A 21,259-nucleotide genomic window follows, 5' to 3' on the forward strand; every position below is an offset into this window, starting at 1 on the left:
GGCCGTCAAGGCCGGCCCGGCTCAGGCCGGGCGCCGTGTCTCCAGCGGCGCCTGCGTGCCACTGGACGGCACGAGGAAGATCGGTCCCGGGCCGGTCCGCCCCGTGCACGAACAAGGCGCGGCCGCAGCTCGGGCCGCGGCGAGCCTCTGCAACGCAGGGCGGGCGGGTTTGCGCGGTCAGGGCGGGCATGGGGGATTCGCTCACGGCTTCTCAGGGCAGCACCAGCCCGGCGGCGCGCAGCAGGCGCGCGGTACGGATCAGGGGCAGGCCCACCAGCGCCGTCGGGTCGTCGCTGTGGATCGCCTCCAGCAGGGCGATGCCCAGACCCTCGCTGCGGGCGCTGCCGGCGCAGTCGTAGGGGCGTTCGGCCAGCAGGTAGCGTTCGATCTCGGCATCGTTCAGCGTGCGGAAGCACACGCGCACCGGCGCCAGTTCGGCCTGCTCGAAGCCGCGTGCCTGGCAGACCACGGCCAGCGCGGTCTGGAACACCACCGTCCGGCCGCTCATGCGGCGCAGCTGCAGGCGCGCGCGCTCGTGCGTGCCGGGCTTGCCGAGCGGTTCGCCCGCCAGGTCGGCCACCTGGTCCGAGCCGATCACCAGCGCGTCCGGATGGCGCGCGGCCACCGCCTGCGCCTTCGCCAGCGCGAGCCGGGCGGCCAGCGCCGCCGGTGTCTCGCCGGCGCGCGTGCTCTCATCCACCTCGGGGGCTTCCCAGGTGAAGGGCAGGCCCAGGCGCGCCAGCAGCTCGCGGCGATAGGGCGAGGAGGAGCCGAGGATCAGGGCGGGCGGTTGGGCGCGGGGCGGCGGCGAAGCGAGCATCGGCGTGATTCTCTTACACTGCCCGCATGTCGTCCTCCTTCGATCCCCATCGGCTCGACGTCGAGGCTTTCGCGCAGCAGCAGGCGCTGCTCTCGGGCCACGCGTCACTTGCCGATTACCCCCGCCTGGCGAGCGAGGCACGGCCGTCCCCGGAGCAGCCGGAGGCGACAGCCGACGAACGGGCCGAGGTGACCTGGCAGGCCCGAGGCGAACGTCGGCGCGGCGCGGATGGGGTTACCTATCCGGCGTTGCACCTGCAGGCCGATGTGCGCCTGGCGCTGACCTGCCAGCGCTGCCTGGGCGCGGTGCAGGTGCCGCTGCGGGTGGATCGTCACTTCCTGTTCGCCGCCGACGAGGCCGCGGCCGCCGCGCTCGACGAGGCCTGCGACGACGACGTGCTGGCGCTGGCGCACGATTACGACCTGCACGCGCTCATCGAGGACGAACTGCTGATGGCACTGCCTCTGGTGCCGCGCCATGCCGAGTGCCCCGAAGCGGTGCGCCTGTCGGCGCAGGATGCCGGCTTCGAGGCCGCGCTGGCCGAAAAGACCCAGCCCTTTGCCGCGCTGGCGGCGCTCAAGGGCAGAAAAGCCCACTGAATCACACTATAATCAGCGGTTTTTCGCGGCTTGCACGCCAGGGCGTGCGAGGCTGGGCATCGGGATGCGAGATCACCCGGCGCGCGGCCGGAGCGAATTTCCCCCGATCGGGTGCCAGGTCGCCCATTGCACGAATGATCCGGCTCGAGGGCCGGATCGAATTGACGACGAAGGAGCCATCATGGCTGTTCAGCAAAACAAGAAGTCGCCCTCCAAGCGGGGCATGCATCGCTCGCACAACGCGCTGGCGAGGCCTGGCGTCGCGGTCGAGCCGACCACGGGCGAGACGCACCTGCGCCACCACATCAGCCCGAACGGCTACTACCGCGGCCGCCAGGTCATCAAGCCCAAGGCCGAGGCCTGATCGCCGGCATGCCGGGCCGGTCCGCCGGGCGCGCGTGATGGCGGGCCCGGGCGCGGCGCTACCGGTCGCCGGTTCTATACTTGACGAGCCCGGATCCGCGCTGGCGGCTGCGGGCTCGTTTCATTCCCGACTTCGGTTTTCTTCTTACTCGCGGATGCCGCTGCGGCTTCCGCAGGGGCTCGCATGATCGTCTTGGCTGTCGATTGCATGGGTGGGGATCATGGCCCCGCGGTGACCCTGCCAGCCTGTCGCGAATTCCTCGAACGCCACCCCGACAGCCAGCTGCTGCTGGTCGGCCAGTCGCAGCCGCTGGCCGCGTTCCAGCACCCGCGCGCCCGCGTGGTCGCGGCGCGCGAGGTGGTGGGCATGGACGACTCGATCGAGACGGCGCTGCGCAAGAAGAAGGGCTCGTCGATGCGCGTGGCGATCCAGCAGGTGAAGGACGGTGCCGCCCAGGTGGCGGTGTCGGCCGGCAACACGGGCGCGCTGATGGCGATCGCCCGCTACCTGCTCAAGACCCTGGAGGGCATCGAGCGACCCGCCATCGCGACCCAGATTCCCAACATGCAGGGCGGGGCGACGACGGTGCTCGATCTCGGGGCCAACGTTGACTGCTCGGCTGAGCACCTGCTGCAGTTCGCCGTCATGGGTTCGGCCCTGGTGTCGGTGCTCAAGGGGGAGGCCCACCCCACCGTCGGCCTGCTCAACATCGGCGAGGAAGCCATCAAGGGGGGCGATGAAATCAAGCGCGCCGGCGAACTGCTGCGCGCCGCCGCCGCCGCGGGCGACCTGAATTTCGTCGGCAACGTCGAGGGCAATGACATCTTCACCGGCGTGGCCGACATCGTCGTGTGCGACGGTTTCGTCGGAAACGTGGCGCTCAAGACCATCGAGGGGCTGGCGACCATGATCGGCGGCTTCCTCCGGGAAGAGTTCTCGCGCAACCTGCTGACCCGGCTGGCCGCCGTCGTGGCCTATCCGGTGCTCAAGGCGCTGAAGCGCCGTACCGACCACCGGCGCTACAACGGCGCGGCGCTGCTGGGGCTGCGCGGCCTGGTGTTCAAGAGCCATGGCTCGGCCGACGCGCTGGCTTTCGGCCAGGCACTCGAGCGCGCGTATGATGCGGCGCACAACCGGCTGCTGGATCGTGTGCAGGAGCGCATAGCCCATGCGGCGCCGGTGCTTGCGCCGCGTGCGGCCAGCGAGGCGGGTGCGGCACTGGCCGGGCCGGCCGGCGGCACCGGATCGTGAGACCTGTTCCCCGAACCCGATGACGCGACGCTACTCCCGCATCACCGGCACCGGCAGCCACCTGCCGCCCCGCCGCGTAACCAACGCCGACCTGGCGGCCGAACTGGCCGCGCGTGGGATCGAGACCTCCAACGAATGGATCGTCGAGCGCACCGGCATCGAGGCGCGGCATTTCGCCGCGCCCGACGTGCTGGCCAGCGACCTGGCGGTGCCGGCCGCGCACGCGGCGCTGGCGGCGGCCGGCCTGCAGCCCACCGACATCGACCTGATCGTGGTGGCCACCTCGACGCCGGACATGGTGTTTCCCTCCACCGCCGCGATCGTGCAGCACAAGCTGGGCATCAGCGGCTGTCCGGTATTCGACGTGCAGGCCGTGTGCAGCGGTTTCGTCTACGCGCTCACGGTGGCCGACGCACTGATCGCCAACGGCACGGCGACGCGCGCGCTGGTGATCGGCACCGAAGTGTTCTCGCGCCTGCTCGACTTCGACGACCGCGGCACCTGCGTGCTGTTCGGCGACGGCGCCGGCGCCGTCGTGCTCGAGGCGTCCGAGCAGCCGGGCATCCTGGCCACCGACCTGCATGCCGACGGCAAGTACGTCGACATCCTGTGCGTGCCAGGGCATGTTTCCGGCGGTTCGGTGCTGGGCGACCCGCTGCTGCGCATGGACGGGCAGGCGGTGTTCAAGCTGGCTGTGGGGGTTCTCGACAAGGCGGCCCGCGCGGTGCTGGACAAGGCGGGCGTGCCGGCTTCGGACATCGACTGGCTGGTTCCGCACCAGGCCAACATCCGCATCATGCTGAGCACCGCGAAGAAGCTGCACCTGCCGCCCGAGAAGGTGATCGTCACGGTTCAGGAGCACGGCAATACCTCGGCGGCCTCGATCCCGCTGGCACTCGACCACGGCGTGCGCACCGGCCAGGTCAAGCCCGGCCAGGTGGTGCTGCTGGAGGGTGTCGGCGGTGGCTTTACCTGGGGCGCGGTGCTGCTGAGGATGTAGCCGGGCGGTGCAGCGGGGCGCTGCGTGGGAACTTTGGAACAGCAAGGCAGGAGGCGCATGAAACCGTTTGCATTCGTATTTCCCGGCCAGGGCTCGCAGTCGGTCGGCATGCTGGACGCCTGGGGCGAGCACCCGGCCGTGCGCGAGACGCTGCGCGAGGCGTCCGATGCGCTGGGCGAGGATCTGGCGGCGCTGATTGCCGGGGGCCCGAAGGAAGCCCTGGCGCTCACCACCAACACCCAGCCCGTGATGCTGGTGGCCGGCGTGGCCTGCTGGCGCGCCTGGCGCGCCGCGGGTGGGGCGCTGCCCGCCGCGCTGGCCGGGCATTCGCTGGGTGAGTACTCCGCCCTGGTCGCGGCCGAGGCCCTGAGCCTGGCCGACGCCGTGCCGCTGGTGCGCCTGCGCGCCGCCGCCATGCAGGAGGCAGTGCCCGTGGGCACCGGTGCCATGGCGGCCATCCTCGGCCTGGACGCGGCCAGGGTGCAGGCCGGCTGCGCCGAGGCCACGGCCGCGCTCGGCCAGCCGGGCGAAGTCGTCGAGGCCGTCAACTTCAACGATCCGGTGCAGACCGTGATCGCCGGCTCGAAGGCGGCGGTCGACAAGGCCTGCGAGCTGCTCAAGGGCCTGGGCGCCAAGCGCGCGCTGCCGCTGCCGGTGTCGGCGCCGTTTCATTCCAGCCTGATGAAGCCGGCGGCCGAGAAGCTGCGCACGCGCCTGGCCGAGGTGGCGCTGGCGGCGCCGCGCATCCCGGTCGTCAACAACGTCGACGTCGCCATCGAATCCGATCCCGATCGCATTCGCGACGCACTGTACCGCCAGGCCTTCGGCCCGGTGCGCTGGGTCGAGTGCGTGCGAAAGATCAAGTCGCTCGGAGTCGCCACCGTGGTCGAGTGCGGCCCGGGCAAGGTGCTGGCAGGCATGACGCGGCGCATCGATGCCGAACTGGCGGCGGCGGCCCTGTACGATCCGGCCACGCTGGCCGAGGTCCAGGGCCTGTTGGCCTGAACCCGGGAGAGTGACATGAGCGAACCCGCAATGGCTGGCCAGGTGGCCCTGGTGACCGGCGCGTCGCGCGGCATCGGCGCCGCGATCGCGCAGGAACTGGCGACCCGCGGCCTGAAGGTGGTCGGCACCGCCACCACGGAGGACGGTGCCGCACGCATCAGCGCCGCGCTGGCGGCGCATCCTGGCTGCCGCGGCGCGATGCTGGACGTCAACGATGCGCCGGCCGCCGAGTCCCTGGTCGAATCCATCGTCCGGGAGCATGGCGCGTTGCACGTGCTGGTCAACAACGCCGGCATCACGCGCGACATGCTCGCCATGCGCCTGAAGGACGAGGACTGGGACGCGGTGCTCGACACCAACCTGAAGGCGGTGTTTCGCCTCTGTCGTGCCGTCATGCGTCCGATGATGAAGCAGCGCTACGGGCGCATCGTGAGCGTCACCAGCGTGGTCGGCGCCTCGGGCAACCCGGGCCAGGCCAACTACGCGGCGGCCAAGGCCGGCGTGGCCGGCATGACGCGCGCGCTGGCGCGCGAACTCGGCAGCCGCGGCATCACCGTGAATTGCGTGGCGCCGGGCTTCATCGCCACCGACATGACGGCGGCGCTGTCGGACGAACAGAAGGCGGCGTTGACGGGCCAGATTCCGATCGGCCGCCTGGGCCGGCCGGCCGACGTCGCGCACGCGGTCGCCTATCTCGCCAGTCCCGAGGCGGCCTACGTCACCGGCCAGGAACTGCACGTCAACGGCGGCATGTACATGGCATGATCGGCGCGTTGCCACCGAACGCGGCCCCGGGTCGGGCACCTTACCCGGCCGGCTAGAATCCAGTCTTTTTCCAACCCTCAGAGGGAACCCATGAGCGATATCGAAGCACGTGTCAAGAAAATCATCGCCGAGCAACTCGGCGTGGAAGAGTCCCAGGTGACCAACGAGAAGGCCTTCGTGGCCGATCTGGGCGCCGACTCGCTCGACACCGTCGAATTGGTGATGGCGCTGGAGGATGAGTTCGGCATCGAGATTCCCGACGAGGACGCCGAGAAGATCACCACGGTGCAGGCCGCGATCGACTACGCCAACAGCAAGAAGGCCTGATCGCCCATGTTCCGGCGCCGAGTCGTCGTCACCGGATTGGGCTGCGTCGGCCCCGTGGGCAACACGGTGGCCGAATCCTGGGCCAGCCTGCTGGCCGGGCGTTCCGGCATCGATCGCATCACGCAGTTCGATGCCAGTGCCTACGCCTGCCAGTTCGCGGGCGAAGTCAAGGGCTTCAACGCCGCCGACCACATCCCGGAAAAGGAAGCGCGGCACATGGACCGCTTCATCCACCTGGGCCTGGTGGCGGCGGCACAGGCGGTGGCGGATGCGGGGCTGCGCACCGGCGAGGCGCTCGACCCGGATGAGGCGGCTCGCATCGGCTGCAACATCGGTTCGGGCATCGGCGGCCTGCCGCTGATCGAGCAGACACAGATCGAACTGTCGAATCGCGGGCCACGGCGTATTTCGCCATTCTTCGTTCCGGCCTCGATCATCAACATGATCTCGGGCCACGCCTCGATTCGCTTCGGCTTCAAGGGCCCGAACATCGCCACCGTCACGGCCTGCACCACCGGCCTGCACGCGATCGGCGTGTCGGCCCGCCTGATCGAGCATGGCGACGCCGACGTCATGGTCGCCGGTGGGGCCGAGGCCACGGTCTCGCCGCTGGGCGTCGGCGGCTTTGCCGCGGCGCGCGCCCTGTCGACGCGCAATGACGATCCGAAGACGGCCTCGCGTCCCTGGGACAAGGATCGCGACGGCTTCGTGCTGGGCGAGGGCTCGGGCGTGCTGGTGCTCGAGGAATACGAGCATGCCAAGGCGCGCGGGGCGCGCATCTACGCTGAGCTCGCCGGCTTCGGCATGAGCGGTGACGCCTTCCACATGACCGCACCCGACGTCGACGGGCCGCGCCGCTCGATGGTCAACGCCCTGCGCGATGCCGGCATCAACCCCGACCAGGTCCACTACCTCAACGCCCACGGCACCTCGACGCCGCTGGGTGACGTGAACGAGACCAATGCCATCAAGGCGGCGCTCGGCGACGCCGCGCGCCAGGTGGTGGTGAATTCGACCAAGTCGATGACGGGCCACCTGCTGGGCGGCGCCGGCGGCATCGAGAGCGTGTTCACCGTGCTCGCCGTGCACGAGCAGAAGAGCCCGCCGACGATCAACATCTTCCACCAGGATCCCGAGTGCGACCTGGACTACTGTGCCAACACGGCGCGTGACATGAAGATCGAGGTGGCGCTGAAGAACAACTTCGGCTTCGGCGGCACCAACGGCTCCCTGGTATTCAAGCGCATCTGACCTCCAGGCCGGGTGATTCCGGCGCGGATCGGGCGGCACCCGGCCTGCAGCCGGCTGGCGCACCGGCGGTCCGTCATGCGGTCGGGCCCACGCCCTGGCTGGCGCGCCTGTTGCTGGCGCTCTGGCTCGCGGGTGTCGTGGCCGCGGCGGCCCTGCTGCTGGCAGGGGGCGCCAGCCGGCTGCCGGCACCCCGGCTCGCCCTGCTGCTGGCGGCGGCGCTTGGCACCGGCCTGGGCCTGCGCCGGTTCTGGCGCGGCCAGCAGGCTGGCGAACTGGTATGGGATGGCGCCAACTGGTGGTTGCACGTGGATGGGCGCGAACGCCCGCTGGCCAGCGTGGAGGTGCGGCTCGACCTGCAGCGCGCGCTGCTCCTGCACGGCGTCGACCTGGCCGGCGTCGGCGGCCGCTGGTGCTGGGCCCAGGCCGCACGGCACGGTCCGGCGCGCTGGCACCTGCTGCGCTGTGCGCTATATTCCGGCAGCCCACCCCGCCACGGCCCGGCATCGTCGTCCGAGGCCGCTTCCGGCTGAGTGGGTTTTTCGTTCGCGCAGCGCGTGCCACCTCGTGTCCGACCCGTCACCCGCCTCTCCCGCCGACAGCGAAGTGCTGCTGGTGCAGCGTGCCGCTGCGGGGGATGCGCGTGCCTACGAATTGCTGGTGATCAAGTACCAGCGCCGCATCGAGCGCCTGATCGGCCGCTTCGTGCGCGACGTCGACCTGGTGCCCGATATCGCGCAGGAGACCTTCATCCGTGCGTGGCGCGCGTTGCCGCAGTTTCGCGGCGAGGCGCAGTTCTACACCTGGCTCTACCGAATTGCCGTGAACACGGCGAAGAAGACCCTGCTCGAACTCAAGCGTGATCCGGTGGTGACCGAGTCGGCGCTGCGTTCGTCGGAGGACGATGATGAAACTTCCCGACGCGAAAATGAACTAATTTCGGAGTCCACGCCCGAGTCGGAATTGGCGGCGCGGGAAATCGCCGCTGCCGTCAACGCCGCCATGGAGGCGCTGCCCGATGACCTGCGCCAGGCCATCACCCTGCGCGAGATTGAAGGCCTGAGTTACGAAGAGATCGCACAAGCCATGAATTGCCCGATCGGTACCGTGCGCAGCCGCATCTTCCGGGCCCGGGAAGCCATCTCGGCACGGGTGCGGCCGCTGCTGAGCCACCAGTCGGGCAAGCGGTGGTGACCGCCGGTGGCGGCGGTTCGAGCAAGAAGAAGGTCCCCATGCAGCCAGACAGCGACATCATTCCCGAGAACGCCCGGATTTCCGATCTGGTGGACGGCCGGCTGGCCGGCGCCGAGTTCGAAGCGGCGCTGAGCACGTTGGCACACCGCGAGGCACGCGAGTGCTGGCATGTCTACCAGCTCATCGGCGACGTGCTGCGCGCACCGGAACTCGCGGCCTGGGACCGGGGTGCTGACGTGCTGCCGGACCTGGGCGAGTCCGGCCTGCGCGCGGCCAGGGCGGCGGCGCTGCCCGACCCCACCCGGCCAGCCGCCAACGACGCGGTGTTTCGCTGGAAGCTGGTGGCGGGCCTGGCCTCGTTCGCGGCCGTCGCAGTGCTGGGCTGGGGTGCCCTGGCGGGCCTGGCACCGGCCCCCGGGGGTGCTCAGCTGGCGCTGCAGCAGCCGGCGCCGGACGCGGCGGCCGGAGCCGAGCGCACGCCGCGCCCGGTGCTGGCGGATGCGTCCGTCGCGGGCCGCAACACGGTCATGCTGCGCGACCCCGAACTCGACCGCCTGCTCGCCGCGCACCAGCAGAGCAGCGGCGTGGCTGCGTTCGGCAATCCGTCGGGCTTCCTGCGCAGCGCGACCTTCGAGGGATCCGGGCGTTGAGTGCGGTGGTGGTGGACCTGCGGAGCCTGCCGCGCCGCCAAGGCGCGGCGCGGCGCGCCTGCCTGCGAGGCCTGCATCGACTGGCCCTGCTGTGGTGCGCGGGCGGCGTGCTGGGACTGGCGGCGGCGGCGCCGTCCCAGCCAGACTATGGCCCGCCGCAACGCGGCATCGAGCAATGGCTGGAGCGGCTGCAGCACGGTACCACCGTCGCCAGCTATGTTGGCACCTACGTGGTCTCGTCGGCGACCGGCGCGATGTCGAGTGCGCGCATCTGGCATGCGTGCGAGGGCCGCGAACAGCTCGAGCGGGTTGACACCCTGACCGGCGCGCCGCGCAGCACCTTTCGCTACAACGATCAGGTCACGACCCTGTTGCCGCAAAGCCGCCGCATTCGCTCCGAGCAGCGCGATCCGGGGGGCGTTTTTCCGAACCTGCTGCGTCCCGGCGGGAGCGACTCGATCGCTGACCATTATGGGGTGCACGAACTCGGGCAGGGACGCGTCGCCGGCCTGGATGCCGACATTGTCCTGTTCCGCCCGGACGACGATCTGCGCTTTGGCTACCGCATCTGGAGCGAGCGGCAGACCGGGCTGGTCCTGAAGACGCAGACGCTGGACGCCAGCGGCCAGGTGCTCGAGCAGTCGGCCTTCTCGGAACTGCGGCTCGACGTGCCGTTGGAGGCGGTCCGCCCGCACCTGGCGCTGCCCAGTGCCGATGGCTTCCAGAGCGAGCAGGTGGAACGCCATCGTGTCGACGCCGCGGCCACCGGGTGGATCATGAAGCAGCCGGTGGCCGGATTCCAGCCACTGGCGGCCTACCAGCGCCAGATTGCCGGTTCGGCGCAGACCCTGCAATGGGTGTTCTCCGATGGCCTGGCCACGGTGTCCCTGTTCATCGAGCCGTTCGATCCGCGACGCCACCGGCAGGAAGGCATGTCGGCCATGGGCGCCACCCATGCCATGAGCCGTCGCTGGCCGGACGAGGCCGGCGCGTGGTGGCTGACCCTGGTGGGCGAGGTGCCGTCGCTGACCCTGACGCGCCTGGCCGAAGGGTTGGCGCGCGACGGCCAGTGACGATGAATCAACCGCCGGCCGCGGCCGATCGCGATGCATTCTGCTTTTCCAGTTCGTACTCTCCCTTGGTTTTAGTCCATGCGCTTTCTTGATTTCACGCGACGTGCCGCAATCGCCGTCTCCCTGCCCTTGCTGCTGAGCGGTTGCGGCCTGCTGGTGGCGCCCGCGGTGCAGGCCCAGCCCGCGGCGGTGCAGCGCGGCCTGCCCGATTTCACCGACCTGGTGGAGCAGGTCAGTCCCACCGTGGTCAACATCCGAACCCGCGAGCGGGTGCGCATGGGCGATGCCGGCGAGGGCCAGATGGACGAGGAGATGCGCGAGTTCTTCCGCCGCTTCTTCGGCGTGCCGCTGCCCAACCTGCCCAGGCCGGCGCCGCGCCAGAATCGTCCCAGCCCGCAACTGCCCGAGCAGGAGGTGCCGCGTGGCGTCGGTTCGGGCTTCATCCTGTCGGCCGATGGCTACGTGATGACGAACGCGCACGTGGTGGACGGCGCCGACGAGGTGCTGGTCACGCTGACCGACAAGCGCGAATTCAAGGCCCGTATCGTGGGTGCCGACAAGCGCACCGACGTCGCGCTGGTGAAGATCGAGGCCACCGACCTGCCGTTCGTGCGCATCGGCGACGTGAACCGCCTGCGCGTCGGCGAATGGGTGCTGGCGATCGGCTCGCCATTCGGCCTGGAGAACACCGTCACCGCCGGCATCGTCAGCGCCAAGCAGCGCGATACCGGCGACTACCTGCCCTCGATCCAGACCGACGTGGCGGTGAATCCTGGCAACTCGGGCGGGCCGTTGATCAACATGCGCGGCGAGGTGGTCGGCATCAACAGCCAGATCTACTCGCGCTCGGGCGGCTTCATGGGCATTTCGTTCGCCATTCCGATCGACGAGGCGATGCGCGTGAGCGAGCAGTTGCGCAGCTCGGGCCGCGTCACGCGCGGGCGCATCGGCGTGCGCATCGACCAGGTGACGCGCGAGGTGGCGGAATCGATCGGCCTGGGCCGGCCGCGCGGCGCGCTGGTGCGCAACGTCGAGGCCGATTCGCCGGCCGAGAAGGCCGGCGTGGAGGCGGGCGACATCATCGTGCGCTTCGACGGCGCGGCGATCGAGAAGGCCTCCGATTTGCCGCGCCTGGTGGGCAACACCAGGCCCGGCACGCGCAGCCGCATGACGGTGTTTCGCCGCGGCCAGGAGCGCGAGCTGACGATCACCATCGCCGAACTCGAGCCCGAGCAGGTCGCCGCGAGCCAGCAGCCCGCTCCCGCCGAGAGCGCGGCGGTGCCGACGGGCAAGGCGCAGGCGCTGGGCCTGACGGTGGCTGACCTGACGGCGGCCGAGCGCAAGGAATTGCGGCTGCGTCACGGGGTGCGCGTCGAGGCGGCGACCGATGCCGCCGCGCGAGCCGGCCTGCGCGAGGGCGACATCGTGCTGGCCGTGGGCAACATCGAGGTCGGCAACGTGCGCGAGTTCGAGGCTGCGGTGGCCAAGGTCGACACGGACAAGCTGGTCAACATGCTGGTGCAGCGCGGCGAGTTGGTGCAGTTCGTGCTGGTGCGACCGGCGCGGTGAGGGAAGACGCCCCCCATGGCGCTGCACGCCTTGCCCTGGAAGGGGGATGCGCGAAGCCCCGCTTCGGGGCCTCCGGAGTCGCGGCCCCTCATGCGTTGCGCGTGACTCGGCGCGATGGGCATCCGGGAGTGGGTGTCAATGTTGTTTTATTGCAACGTTTCCAGTTACCAACTGGGGACTTGGGCACGCCAGCTTTTTGCCTACAATGACATTCCAACCATCGCAGTTGCCATAGATTGTTGGTTCAGGGCGCGTCAGCTCAACGGCGCGCCCTTTTTTCGTGGGTCTCCCACCGGGGCCCCGTTGTCACTGGCTCTTGTTGCCGCATGGATCACATCCGGAATTTCTCGATCATCGCGCACATCGATCACGGCAAGTCGACCCTGGCCGACCGCCTGATCCAGCGTTGCGGCGGCCTGGCGGAGCGCCAGATGCAGGCCCAGGTCCTCGACTCGATGGAGATCGAGAAGGAGCGCGGCATCACCATCAAGGCGCAGACTGCCGCGCTGCAGTACACGGCGCGCGATGGTCAGGTCTACCACCTGAACCTGATCGACACGCCGGGCCACGTCGACTTCTCCTACGAGGTCAGCCGCTCGCTGTCGGCCTGCGAGGGCGCGCTGCTGGTGGTCGATGCCTCGCAGGGCGTCGAGGCGCAGACCGTGGCCAACTGCTACACCGCGCTCGAGCTCGGGGTCGAGGTGCTGCCGGTGCTCAACAAGATGGACCTGCCGCAGGCCGATCCCGAGAACGCCAAGACCGAGATCGAGGACGTGATCGGCATCGATGCGAGCGAGGCGATCGCGATTTCGGCCAAGACCGGCATGGGCATCGACGACGTGCTGGAACTGATCGTGGCCAAGGTGCCGCCGCCGCGCGGCCAGCCCGAGGCGCCGCTGCGCGCCATGATCATCGATTCGTGGTTCGATGCCTATGTCGGCGTGGTCATGCTGGTGCGCGTGGTCGATGGCCAGCTGAAGAAGGGCGAGCGCTTCAAGATGATGGCCACCGGCGCCGCCTACGACGCCGGCCAGCTCGGCGTGTTCACGCCGGCGCAGCAGCCGCGCGACGTGCTGCGCGCGGGCGAGGTCGGCTACATCATTGCCGGCATCAAGGAGCTGAAGGCGGCCAAGGTCGGCGACACCATCACGCTGGAGAAGAAGCTGCCGAACAACCTGGGCCCGGCGCGGGAGCCGCTGCCAGGCTTCAACGAGGTGCAGCCGCAGGTGTTCGCCGGGCTCTATCCGACCGAGGCCAACCAGTACGACCAGTTGCGCGACAGCCTGGAGAAGCTCCAGCTCAACGACGCCTCGCTGCACTACGAACCCGAGGTCAGCCAGGCGCTGGGCTTCGGCTTCCGCTGCGGCTTCCTCGGCCTGCTGCACATGGAGATCGTGCAGGAGCGGCTCGAGCGCGAGTTCGACCAGGACCTGATCACCACGGCGCCAAGCGTGGTCTATCAGGTCGAGAAGGCCGATGGCGAGGTGATCCAGGTCGAGAACCCGTCGAAGATGCCCGACCCGGACCGCATCCAGGAGATCCGCGAACCCATCGTCACGGTGCACCTGTTCATGCCGCAGGACTACGTCGGCCCGGTGATGACGCTGTGCAACCAGAAGCGCGGCGTGCAGCTCAACATGCAGTATCACGGTCGTCAGGTGATGCTCTCCTATGAACTGCCGCTGGGGGAGATCGTGCTCGACTTCTTCGATCGCCTGAAGTCGGTCAGCCGCGGCTACGCCTCGATGGACTACGAGTTCAAGGAATACCGTCCGTCGGACGTGGTCAAGGTCGACATCCTGCTCAACGGCGAGCGCGTCGATGCGCTCTCCATCATCGTGCACCGCAGCCAGGCTCAGGCGCGCGGCCGGGCGGTGGTGGCGAAGATGCGCGAAATCATCAGCCGCCAGCAGTTCGACGTCGCGATCCAGGCCGCGATCGGCGCGCACATCATCGCGCGCGAGAACATCAAGGCGCTGCGCAAGAACGTGCTGGCAAAATGCTACGGTGGTGATGTCTCGCGCAAGCGCAAGTTGCTGGAAAAGCAGAAGGCAGGCAAGAAGCGGATGAAGCAGATCGGATCGGTGGAAGTACCGCAGGAGGCGTTCCTCGCCATCCTGCAGGTGGAGGAATGATGCCCCTGCTCACCGCCGTGGTCCTCGCGGCCTTCGTCGCCTACGGCGCCGCCTGGTATGGCGGCGCGATCGAGGGCAATTTCGCGCTGCTGCTGCTGCTGGCGACGGTGGTCACCGGGGTCTACTGGGTCGCCGAGCGGCTGCTGTTCCTGCCGCGCCGCCGCGCCGCCGTGGCGAAACTGGAGGCGCAGCGCGAGCGACGCCGCGCCGAACTGGCGGCCCGGGGCATCAGCCAGGTCGATGACGCGGAGCTCGCGGCGGCGCGCGAGCGCCTGCTGCACCAGCCCTGGTGGCTGGACTGGACGGCCGGGCTGTTTCCGGTGATCCTGATCGTGTTCGTGCTGCGCTCGTTCGTGTTCGAACCGTTCAAGATCCCGTCGGGTTCGATGATCCCGACCCTGTTGGTGGGCGATCTGATCCTGGTCAACAAGTTCACCTACGGCCTCAAGCTGCCGGTCGCCAACACGCGCATCACCGAGGGCAAGCCGATCCAGCGCGGTGACGTGGTGGTGTTCCGCTACCCGCCGCAGCCCAGCATCGACTACATCAAGCGCGTGATCGGCCTGCCGGGCGACGAGGTGGCCTACCTGGACAAGCGCCTGACCATCAACGGCGAGGTGGTGCCTGAAACCGCGCTGTCGGACTTCTTCGACGAGTCGACGATGACGTATTTCAAGCAGTTCGAGGAGCGCCTGGGTGCCAACAATCACCGAATCATCGTCGATCAGCGCCGTGCCGCGCTGATCGGCAACCCCGATGCCTTCGAATACCGCGACAATTGCCGCTACAGCGTCGAGGGGGTCACCTGCAAGGTGCCCGAAGGGCATTACTTCATGATGGGCGACAACCGCGACAATTCACTCGATTCACGCTACTGGGGTTTCGTGCCGGACGCCAACATCGTGGGTCGGGCCTTTTTCGTGTGGATGAATTTCGGCAACCTGGGGCGCATCGGATCGTTCCAGTGATTTGGGAAGGGAGCAACCGTGAAACATTCGATGGCAGCGTCGCAGCGTGGCATTTCCTTCATCGGCCTGCTGTTCCTGGGCGTGGTCCTGGCCTTCGCCGCGATCGTCGGCGCCAAGGTGACGCCCACCTTCACCGAGTTCATGTCGATCCAGAAGGCGGTCAAGAAGGCGGCGGCCGACGGCGACACCGTGCCGGCGGTGCGCGCCTCGTTCGACCGCACGGCCGCGGTCGACTACATCGACTCCATCACCGGCAAGGACCTGGAAGTCACCAAGGTGAATGACAAGGTGGTCGTCAATTTTGCCTACGACAAGGAAATCCCGCTGTTTGGTCCGGCCTACCTGCTGATCAAGTACCGCGGCTCATCGGCGAGTGGTTACAACTGATCGAGGCCAGGCCCCGGTGCGCGCGCCAGATCGGGCGCACGCGCCCTTGCAGGTGCTGCAGCAGCGGCTGCACTATCGCTTTCGCGACATCGCGCTGCTGCAGCGCGCACTGACGCATCGCAGCTTCTCGGCCGACCACAACGAGCGCCTGGAATTCCTCGGGGATTCGGTGCTGGGCCTGGCGGTGGCGCACCTGCTGTACGACGCGCTGGGCGAGTTGCCCGAGGGCGACCTGTCACGCGTGCGCGCGCAACTGGTGCGCCAGGACAGCCTGCACCGACTGGCCCTCGACCTCGACCTGCCGGCCCTGATGCGGCTGGGCGAGGGAGAACTGCGCTCGGGCGGCCAGCGCCGACCCTCGATCCTCGCCGACGGGCTCGAGGCGGTGATCGGCGCGGTCTACCTGGACGGTGGCTTCAGTGCCGCGGCGGCGCTGGTGGGACGGCTGTTCGACGCCGTCGAGATCACGCCGGCGCTTTCCAGCGCCGCCAAGGATGCGAAGACGAGCTTGCAGGAATGGCTGCAAGGCCGCAAGATGCACCTGCCGCACTATGAGGTGACGGATGTGCTGGGCGCCGCCCACCGGCAGACCTTCGAGGTCGCGTGCCGGGTCGCTGAACTGGGCCTGCAGACGCTGGGCCAGGGTGCGTCGCGCCGTGCTGCCGAACAGGCCGCCGCCGCCATCATGCTGCGCGAGCTGCAGAGTCGAGGATGAAACCGCCGGACCCCGTGACCGAGCCAACCGCGCCCAGTGACGCGCCGCAGCCTCCCGCGCTGCCGACCGCCGGCGCGCAGGGCGTGCAGCGCTGCGGCCTGGTCGCCATCGTCGGGCGTCCCAACGTCGGCAAGTCGACGCTGCTGAACGCCCTGGTCGGGCAGAAGATCAGCATCACCAGCCGCAAGGCACAGACCACGCGCCACCGCATCACCGGCATCCGCACGCTGGAGGACGGGCAGGGTGGCGGCACGCAATACGTGTTCGTCGACACGCCCGGCTTCCAGACGCGGCACGGCACGGCCCTCAATCGCTCGCTCAATCGCGCCGTGCTGGGCGCCATCGACGGCGTCGACCTGGTGCTGTTCGTGGTCGAGGCCGGCAACTTCACGCTGGCCGATGCCAAGGTGCTGTCGCTGCTCAGGCCCGGCACACCGGCGCTGCTGGTGGCCAACAAGCTGGATCGCGTGCACCGGCGCGCCGAGCTCGCGCCCTGGCTCAAGGGCATGCAGGAGCGCCACCCGTTCGCCGAATTCGTGCCGATGTCGGCGAAGAACCCGCGCGACGTGCAGCGGCTGCTCGAGGTCTGCGCGCGCTACCTGCCCGAGCAGCCCTGGTGGTACGCTGCCGACGAACTGACCGACCGCAGCGAGCGCTTCCTGGCTGGCGAGGTGGTGCGCGAGAAGCTGTTTCGCCTCACCGGCGACGAACTGCCCTACACGTCGACCGTGGTGATCGACCGCTTCGACGAGGAGGAGAGCCGCGCGCACGGACGCATGGTGCGCATTGCCGCCAGCATCGTGGTCGAGCGCGAGAGCCACAAGGCGATGGTGATCGGCCAGCAGGGCGAGCGCCTGAAGCGCATCGGCACCGAGGCGCGCCAGGAGCTCGAGCGCTCGATGGACTGCAAGGTCCATCTCGAGCTCTGGGTCAAGGTGCGCTCCGGCTGGGCCGACGACGAGGCGCGGGTGCGCAGCTTCGGCTACGAGTGATCCGGGCTGCGCGTGCGCATCTGGACCCTTCATCCACGCTACCTCGACCCCAAGGGGCTGGTGGCGCTCTGGCGTGAGACGCTGCTGGCGCGCGCCGTGCTGGCCGGCCGCACACGCGGCTATACGCAGCATCCGCAGTTGCAGCGCTTTGCCGTCCAGCCTTTCCCCCTGGCCGCCATCGACGGTTATCTGGCCAGCGTGCTGACCGAGTCTGTACAGCGGGGCTATCGCTTCGATGCAAGCAGAATCGGCGTCGTGTCCTCTGTGGTGGTGCCGATTTCCGCCACCACGGGCCAGCGTGATCACGAATGGCGCCACCTGCGCGCCAAGCTGGCCGTGCGCAGTCCCGACTGGCTCGCACGCTGGGCGGACGTGGATACGCCGGCGCTGCACCCACTCTTTGCTCTCACGGCCGGCCCCATTGCGCCGTGGGAGCGGCCGTGAGCCGCTGCAGCACGGTCGGAGCGTGGCGAGGGCGGGCGCCGTGAAGCGCGTCACCCACGAGCCCGGCTACGTGCTGCACCACTACGACTGGAGCGAGTCCAGCGTCATCGTCGAGGCTTTTACGCGCCAGTACGGCCGCGTCGCACTGGTGGCCAAGGGGGCCAAGCGGCCCTCGTCCAACTTCCGCCCGGTGCTGCTGCCGCTGCAGCCGCTGCGCCTGTCCTGGACCGGTGATGCCGAGATTCGGACGCTCAAGGGCGCGGAGTGGGGCGGCGGCCTGGTGATGCCCACGGGTGAGGCCCTCCTGTCGGGTTATTACGCCAACGAGTTGCTGCTGCGCCTGCTGGCGCGCGAGGATCCCTTCCCGCGCCTGTTCGACGCGTACGCGGCGCTGGTGCAGGTGCTGGCCTCGGGTGCTGGCGAGGCGGCAGCCGGTCCGGCGCTGCGCGCCTTCGAACTGCTGCTGCTGCGCGAGAGCGGCCACCTGCCGGCGCTGGACGTCGAGACCACGACCCTGGCCGCGCTGGACCCGGATCAGCGCTACCAGTTGCTGGCGGAGGTCGGCCTGCGTGGTGTGGAAGCCGACGAGCCGGCCGGGCTGGCCGGCAGCGCGTGGTGCGCCCTGGCTGCGGCGCTGGCGCAGGAGGCGCCCTTCGGCGCCACGCTGGAGGCGGCTGCGCGCCTGCCGGCACCCCAGCGGGCGCAACTGCAGCGTCAGTCGCGTGCGCTGCTGCACTACCATTGCGGCGCGGGCATGCTGCGCACGCGCCAGCTCATGCTGGACCTGCAGCGCCTGCGCGCACGTCCATCGCCATGACCGTCCAGCTTTCCGTCAACGTCAACAAGGTCGCCCTGGTGCGCAACACGCGCCATCTGGGCATTCCAAGCGTGACTCGCGCCGCCGAGCAATGCCTGGCCGCGGGCGCACACGGCATCACCGTGCATCCACGCCCCGACCAGCGCCACATCCGCCCGCAGGACGTGTTCGATCTGGCCGCGCTGATGCGGTCCTGGCCACGGGCCGAGTTCAACATCGAGGGCAACCCGACGCAGAACCTGATGGACTTCATCCGCCAGGTGCGGCCGCGGCAGGCGACGTTCGTGCCCGACAGCGAGGACCAGTTCACCAGCGACCATGGCTGGAGCCTGCCCGAGGAGGCCGAGCGCCTGGCGCCCCTGGTGGGGGAGTGCCGCGCACTCGGCGTGCGCGTCAGCCTGTTCATGGACCCGCTGCCGGAGCAGATGGCGTCCGCGCGCGCGATCGGGGCCGATCGCGTCGAACTCTACACGGAACCTTACGCTGCCGCCTGGGGCACGCCTGGCCAGGCGGCCGAGCTGCAACGCTACGCCGCCGCCGCGCGGGCCGCGCGCGACGCTGGCCTGGGCGTGAACGCCGGCCACGACCTGAACCGCGACAACCTGCCCGCCTTCATCGCTGCCGTGCCCGGCCTGGCCGAGGTGTCGATCGGCCACGCCTTCATCGCCGATGCGCTGGAGCTGGGCTATGCGCGAGCCACCCGGGCCTACCTGCGGTGCATCGCCGACGCGCGCGCGGTCGCCTGAGGCAAGTCGACGCATGTGTCGTCACGACCCATGATCCACGGCATCGGCACCGACATCTGCGACATCCGGCGCATTCGTGCCAGCTTCGAGCGCCACGGCCCGCGCCTGGCGCACAAGATCCTGGGCGAGGCCGAACTGGCCGAATGGCAGCGCCGCGGCGCGCGCTGGCCCGAACGTGGCCTGCGCTACCTGGCGACGCGCTTTTCGGCCAAGGAGGCGTTCTCCAAGGCCGTCGGGCTGGGCATGCGCCTGCCCATGCACTGGCGTCGCTGCGAGATCCTGAACCAGGGCAGCGGCGCGCCGCGCATCGTGCTGCACGGAGCGCTGCGCGACTGGTTCGAGGCCCAGGCGTTGATGGCGCACGTCAGTGTCAGCGACGAGAGCGAATACGCGATCAGCTACTGCGTGGTCGAGCGACGCGATGTGCCTTGAGGCAAGGCTGGACCAGTCCCTCGTGCCCCGCGCATCCGGCCTTCCTGATGACTTGTCATGAGTACCTGGCAGCGTGAAGCACCAGGGTGACCTGCTTCGTTGCCAATGCTCGCGAACCTCAGCCATTGCCGTGCCTTGCCCTTGCAGGGCGCGGGTCGACCGGCGGCTGTCCCGCTTCGTGCCGCCCAGGAGTCGGCCGGCACTCCTGGAGCCGCAGCACTCAGCGTCGCCTCCCATTCCCCTGCAGGGCGCGCGTCGGCACGGAGACTGGTCCAGCGTGGCCTCGAGTCGGGTGCGCCGCGCTGCCGCCGGCTGCTGGCCGTGCTGGTGCTGCTCGTGCTGCCGGCCGCATGGGCCGGGGCACAGACGGCTTGCGAGGCGGCGCTTGCAACCCCGGCGGGCACCGAGGCGGCGCTGCAGTCGGCTGACTGGGACGAGGACGCCGTCCGGGCCTCGCGCCGGGTGCTGGCGGACACGGAGCGCGCGGAGCAGGTGTCCGTCGCGGCCGAGTCGCGCGACCTGGTGCTGGTGATCGAGGCCAACCGCGACCAGGTGGCGGTGGTGGACGGCGAGCGGCTGGAGGTGCTGCGGCGCCTGCCGACCCGGCCGGCTCTGTTGGATGCACCGCAGGTCACGCCGGATGGGCGCTACGCTTTCCTCGCTTCGCGCGCGGGCTGGATCGGCAAGCTCGACCTGCGGACGCTGGCGCTGGTGGCCGAGGTGCGCGCCGGCCAGCGCCTGCGCGGGATGGCGCTGAGCAGCGACGGGCGCTGGCTGCTGGCGGGCAACGAGGCGCCGGCCAGCGTGCTGCTGTTCGATGCCGACCTGAACCTCGCGAGCTGGCACGGCGCGAGCGCGCTCGATGGGCGCCAGGTGTCGGCTGTGTCGGCGCTGGCCGACGCAGCGCCACGCCGCAGCTTCGTGGTGGCGTTCGAGCGACTTGCCGAGTTGTGGGAGATCTCCTACGACCCACGGGCCGAGCCGATCTACGACGGCCTGGTGCACGACTACAAGATGGGCGAGGGCATCGCAAAGCCGGGATTTCTGAACATGCGCCGCACGCCGCTGGAGGCGCCGTTCACCGATCTGGGCTTCGATCCGGATACGCGCCTGGTGCTGGGGCGGCTGCGCCCTGCGGCCGGGGATGGCGCGGAGGCGCGGGTACAGGTGGTGCACCTCGACGTGCGCCGCAAGATCGCCGAATTTGCGCTCGCCGGCCAGCCGCGCCTGGGCGCGGCCACGCCGCTGCGGCGCGGCGACGGCGTGCTGCTCGCCGTCCCGAATGCGGCCACGGCCATGATCGACCTGCTGGAACGCAAGTCCTGGCGCCGCGCTGGTTCGATTCCGGTGCCCGGTCCCGGCTGCTTCATCCGGGCTCACCCGCGGGTGGCGCAGGCCTGGGCCGACGCCATGCTGAGCGCCGGCGGGCGGGACCGCCTGATCGTCATCGACGTCGACGCGCTCACGGCCACCGTGCTGCGGGTGCCCGGCCAGGTCGGGGGGGCGGTGGCATTCACGCGCGACGGCCGCCATGCCCTGGTCAGCGTGTCTGCACCAGAGCCAGGCCTGATCGTCTACGACACGCGCACCCTTGCCATGGTCAAGCGCCTGCCGCTGGGCCAGCCGCGCTGACGTCGGCTTGCTCGGCGGCAACCGTGCCCGGGGCCTCCCGGGTCACTGGGCACGCCCCAGCACAACGCCCCCCACGCTGCGCTGCCCCCGAGGGGAGCTTCGCACCTTGGCACGCCCGAGTGGTGC

At 69.7% G+C, this 21,259-nt stretch carries 24 protein-coding genes; 23 read left to right on the forward strand and 1 reads right to left on the reverse strand.

The genetic code is table 11. The features are described 5' to 3' along the window. Window positions 1–211 precede the first annotated feature (211 nt). Complete coding sequence (locus PKA16_RS03590) at window positions 212–820, reverse strand: Maf family nucleotide pyrophosphatase (protein ID WP_324400477.1); 609 nt, start codon at window positions 818–820, stop codon at window positions 212–214. Window positions 821–846: 26 nt separating this feature from the next. Between PKA16_RS03590 and PKA16_RS03595 the strand changes: the two genes are divergently transcribed. From PKA16_RS03595 to PKA16_RS03705, 23 genes are all read left to right on the forward strand, one after another. Beyond that, window positions 847–1,419, forward strand: a complete 573-nt coding sequence (locus PKA16_RS03595) for a DUF177 domain-containing protein (protein ID WP_324400479.1) — start codon at window positions 847–849, stop codon at window positions 1,417–1,419. 181 nt (window positions 1,420–1,600) lie between these two features. Further along, window positions 1,601–1,783, forward strand: a complete 183-nt coding sequence (rpmF, locus tag PKA16_RS03600; RefSeq protein ID WP_324400480.1) for a 50S ribosomal protein L32 — start codon at window positions 1,601–1,603, stop codon at window positions 1,781–1,783. Between the two features lie 183 nt (window positions 1,784–1,966). Beyond that, complete coding sequence (plsX, locus tag PKA16_RS03605) at window positions 1,967–3,034, forward strand: phosphate acyltransferase PlsX (protein WP_324400481.1); 1,068 nt, start codon at window positions 1,967–1,969, stop codon at window positions 3,032–3,034. Window positions 3,035–3,053: 19 nt separating this feature from the next. Then, a complete protein-coding gene (locus PKA16_RS03610) occupies window positions 3,054–4,034 on the forward strand; it encodes a beta-ketoacyl-ACP synthase III (protein WP_324400483.1) in 981 nt (326 codons plus the stop codon). Between the two features lie 57 nt (window positions 4,035–4,091). Beyond that, window positions 4,092–5,039, forward strand: a complete 948-nt coding sequence (gene fabD / locus PKA16_RS03615) for an ACP S-malonyltransferase (protein ID WP_324400485.1) — start codon at window positions 4,092–4,094, stop codon at window positions 5,037–5,039. A 15-nt stretch (window positions 5,040–5,054) separates the two neighbouring features. After that, entirely contained in the window at window positions 5,055–5,804 is a 750-nt protein-coding gene (gene fabG, locus PKA16_RS03620) for a 3-oxoacyl-ACP reductase FabG (RefSeq protein WP_324400487.1), read from the forward strand. A gap of 90 nt (window positions 5,805–5,894) precedes the next feature. Further along, window positions 5,895–6,131, forward strand: a complete 237-nt coding sequence (gene acpP, locus PKA16_RS03625) for an acyl carrier protein (protein WP_106703654.1) — start codon at window positions 5,895–5,897, stop codon at window positions 6,129–6,131. Between the two features lie 6 nt (window positions 6,132–6,137). Continuing rightward, window positions 6,138–7,382, forward strand: coding sequence for a beta-ketoacyl-ACP synthase II (fabF, locus tag PKA16_RS03630; protein ID WP_324400491.1), 1,245 nt, complete (start codon window positions 6,138–6,140; stop codon window positions 7,380–7,382). Between the two features lie 110 nt (window positions 7,383–7,492). Next, window positions 7,493–7,912, forward strand: a complete 420-nt coding sequence (locus PKA16_RS03635; RefSeq protein WP_324400493.1) for a hypothetical protein — start codon at window positions 7,493–7,495, stop codon at window positions 7,910–7,912. A gap of 34 nt (window positions 7,913–7,946) precedes the next feature. Continuing rightward, window positions 7,947–8,573, forward strand: a complete 627-nt coding sequence (rpoE, locus tag PKA16_RS03640) for an RNA polymerase sigma factor RpoE (protein WP_324400495.1) — start codon at window positions 7,947–7,949, stop codon at window positions 8,571–8,573. A gap of 38 nt (window positions 8,574–8,611) precedes the next feature. Next, window positions 8,612–9,223, forward strand: coding sequence for a sigma-E factor negative regulatory protein (locus PKA16_RS03645; RefSeq protein ID WP_324400497.1), 612 nt, complete (start codon window positions 8,612–8,614; stop codon window positions 9,221–9,223). Window positions 9,224–9,231: 8 nt separating this feature from the next. Beyond that, the gene (locus PKA16_RS03650) at window positions 9,232–10,296 is read left to right on the forward strand and encodes a MucB/RseB C-terminal domain-containing protein (protein WP_324400499.1); all 1,065 of its coding nucleotides are present in this window, start codon (window positions 9,232–9,234) and stop codon (window positions 10,294–10,296) included. 78 nt (window positions 10,297–10,374) lie between these two features. Next, window positions 10,375–11,865, forward strand: a complete 1,491-nt coding sequence (locus tag PKA16_RS03655) for a DegQ family serine endoprotease (RefSeq protein ID WP_324400501.1) — start codon at window positions 10,375–10,377, stop codon at window positions 11,863–11,865. 326 nt (window positions 11,866–12,191) lie between these two features. After that, entirely contained in the window at window positions 12,192–14,000 is a 1,809-nt protein-coding gene (lepA, locus tag PKA16_RS03660) for a translation elongation factor 4 (protein WP_324400503.1), read from the forward strand. Further along, on the forward strand, window positions 14,000–14,968 hold the full coding sequence (lepB, locus tag PKA16_RS03665; protein WP_324400505.1) for a signal peptidase I: 969 nt from the start codon (window positions 14,000–14,002) through the stop codon (window positions 14,966–14,968). The genes lepA and lepB overlap by 1 nt, the downstream gene beginning before the upstream one ends. A gap of 30 nt (window positions 14,969–14,998) precedes the next feature. Beyond that, complete coding sequence (locus tag PKA16_RS03670) at window positions 14,999–15,355, forward strand: DUF4845 domain-containing protein (protein WP_324400536.1); 357 nt, start codon at window positions 14,999–15,001, stop codon at window positions 15,353–15,355. A 16-nt stretch (window positions 15,356–15,371) separates the two neighbouring features. Continuing rightward, a complete protein-coding gene (gene rnc / locus PKA16_RS03675) occupies window positions 15,372–16,070 on the forward strand; it encodes a ribonuclease III (RefSeq protein ID WP_324400507.1) in 699 nt (232 codons plus the stop codon). A gap of 59 nt (window positions 16,071–16,129) precedes the next feature. Then, window positions 16,130–17,062 carry a GTPase Era gene (gene era / locus PKA16_RS03680; RefSeq protein ID WP_324400538.1) on the forward strand — a complete coding sequence of 311 codons (933 nt, stop codon included), beginning with the start codon at window positions 16,130–16,132 and terminating at the stop codon, window positions 17,060–17,062. Between the two features lie 12 nt (window positions 17,063–17,074). Next, complete coding sequence (locus tag PKA16_RS03685; protein WP_324400509.1) at window positions 17,075–17,506, forward strand: pyrimidine dimer DNA glycosylase/endonuclease V; 432 nt, start codon at window positions 17,075–17,077, stop codon at window positions 17,504–17,506. Between the two features lie 22 nt (window positions 17,507–17,528). Continuing rightward, complete coding sequence (recO, locus tag PKA16_RS03690) at window positions 17,529–18,323, forward strand: DNA repair protein RecO (protein ID WP_324400510.1); 795 nt, start codon at window positions 17,529–17,531, stop codon at window positions 18,321–18,323. Further along, the gene (locus PKA16_RS03695; protein ID WP_324400513.1) at window positions 18,320–19,069 is read left to right on the forward strand and encodes a pyridoxine 5'-phosphate synthase; all 750 of its coding nucleotides are present in this window, start codon (window positions 18,320–18,322) and stop codon (window positions 19,067–19,069) included. Before recO ends, PKA16_RS03695 begins: the two co-directional genes overlap by 4 nt. A 30-nt stretch (window positions 19,070–19,099) precedes the next feature. Continuing rightward, entirely contained in the window at window positions 19,100–19,501 is a 402-nt protein-coding gene (gene acpS / locus PKA16_RS03700) for a holo-ACP synthase (protein ID WP_324400515.1), read from the forward strand. A 321-nt stretch (window positions 19,502–19,822) separates the two neighbouring features. Further along, on the forward strand, window positions 19,823–21,133 hold the full coding sequence (locus PKA16_RS03705) for a cytochrome D1 domain-containing protein (protein WP_324400517.1): 1,311 nt from the start codon (window positions 19,823–19,825) through the stop codon (window positions 21,131–21,133). Window positions 21,134–21,259: the final 126 nt, after the last annotated feature.

Source organism: Ottowia sp., from assembly GCF_035325765.1.
GTDB lineage: Bacteria > Pseudomonadota > Gammaproteobacteria > Burkholderiales > Burkholderiaceae_C > Ottowia.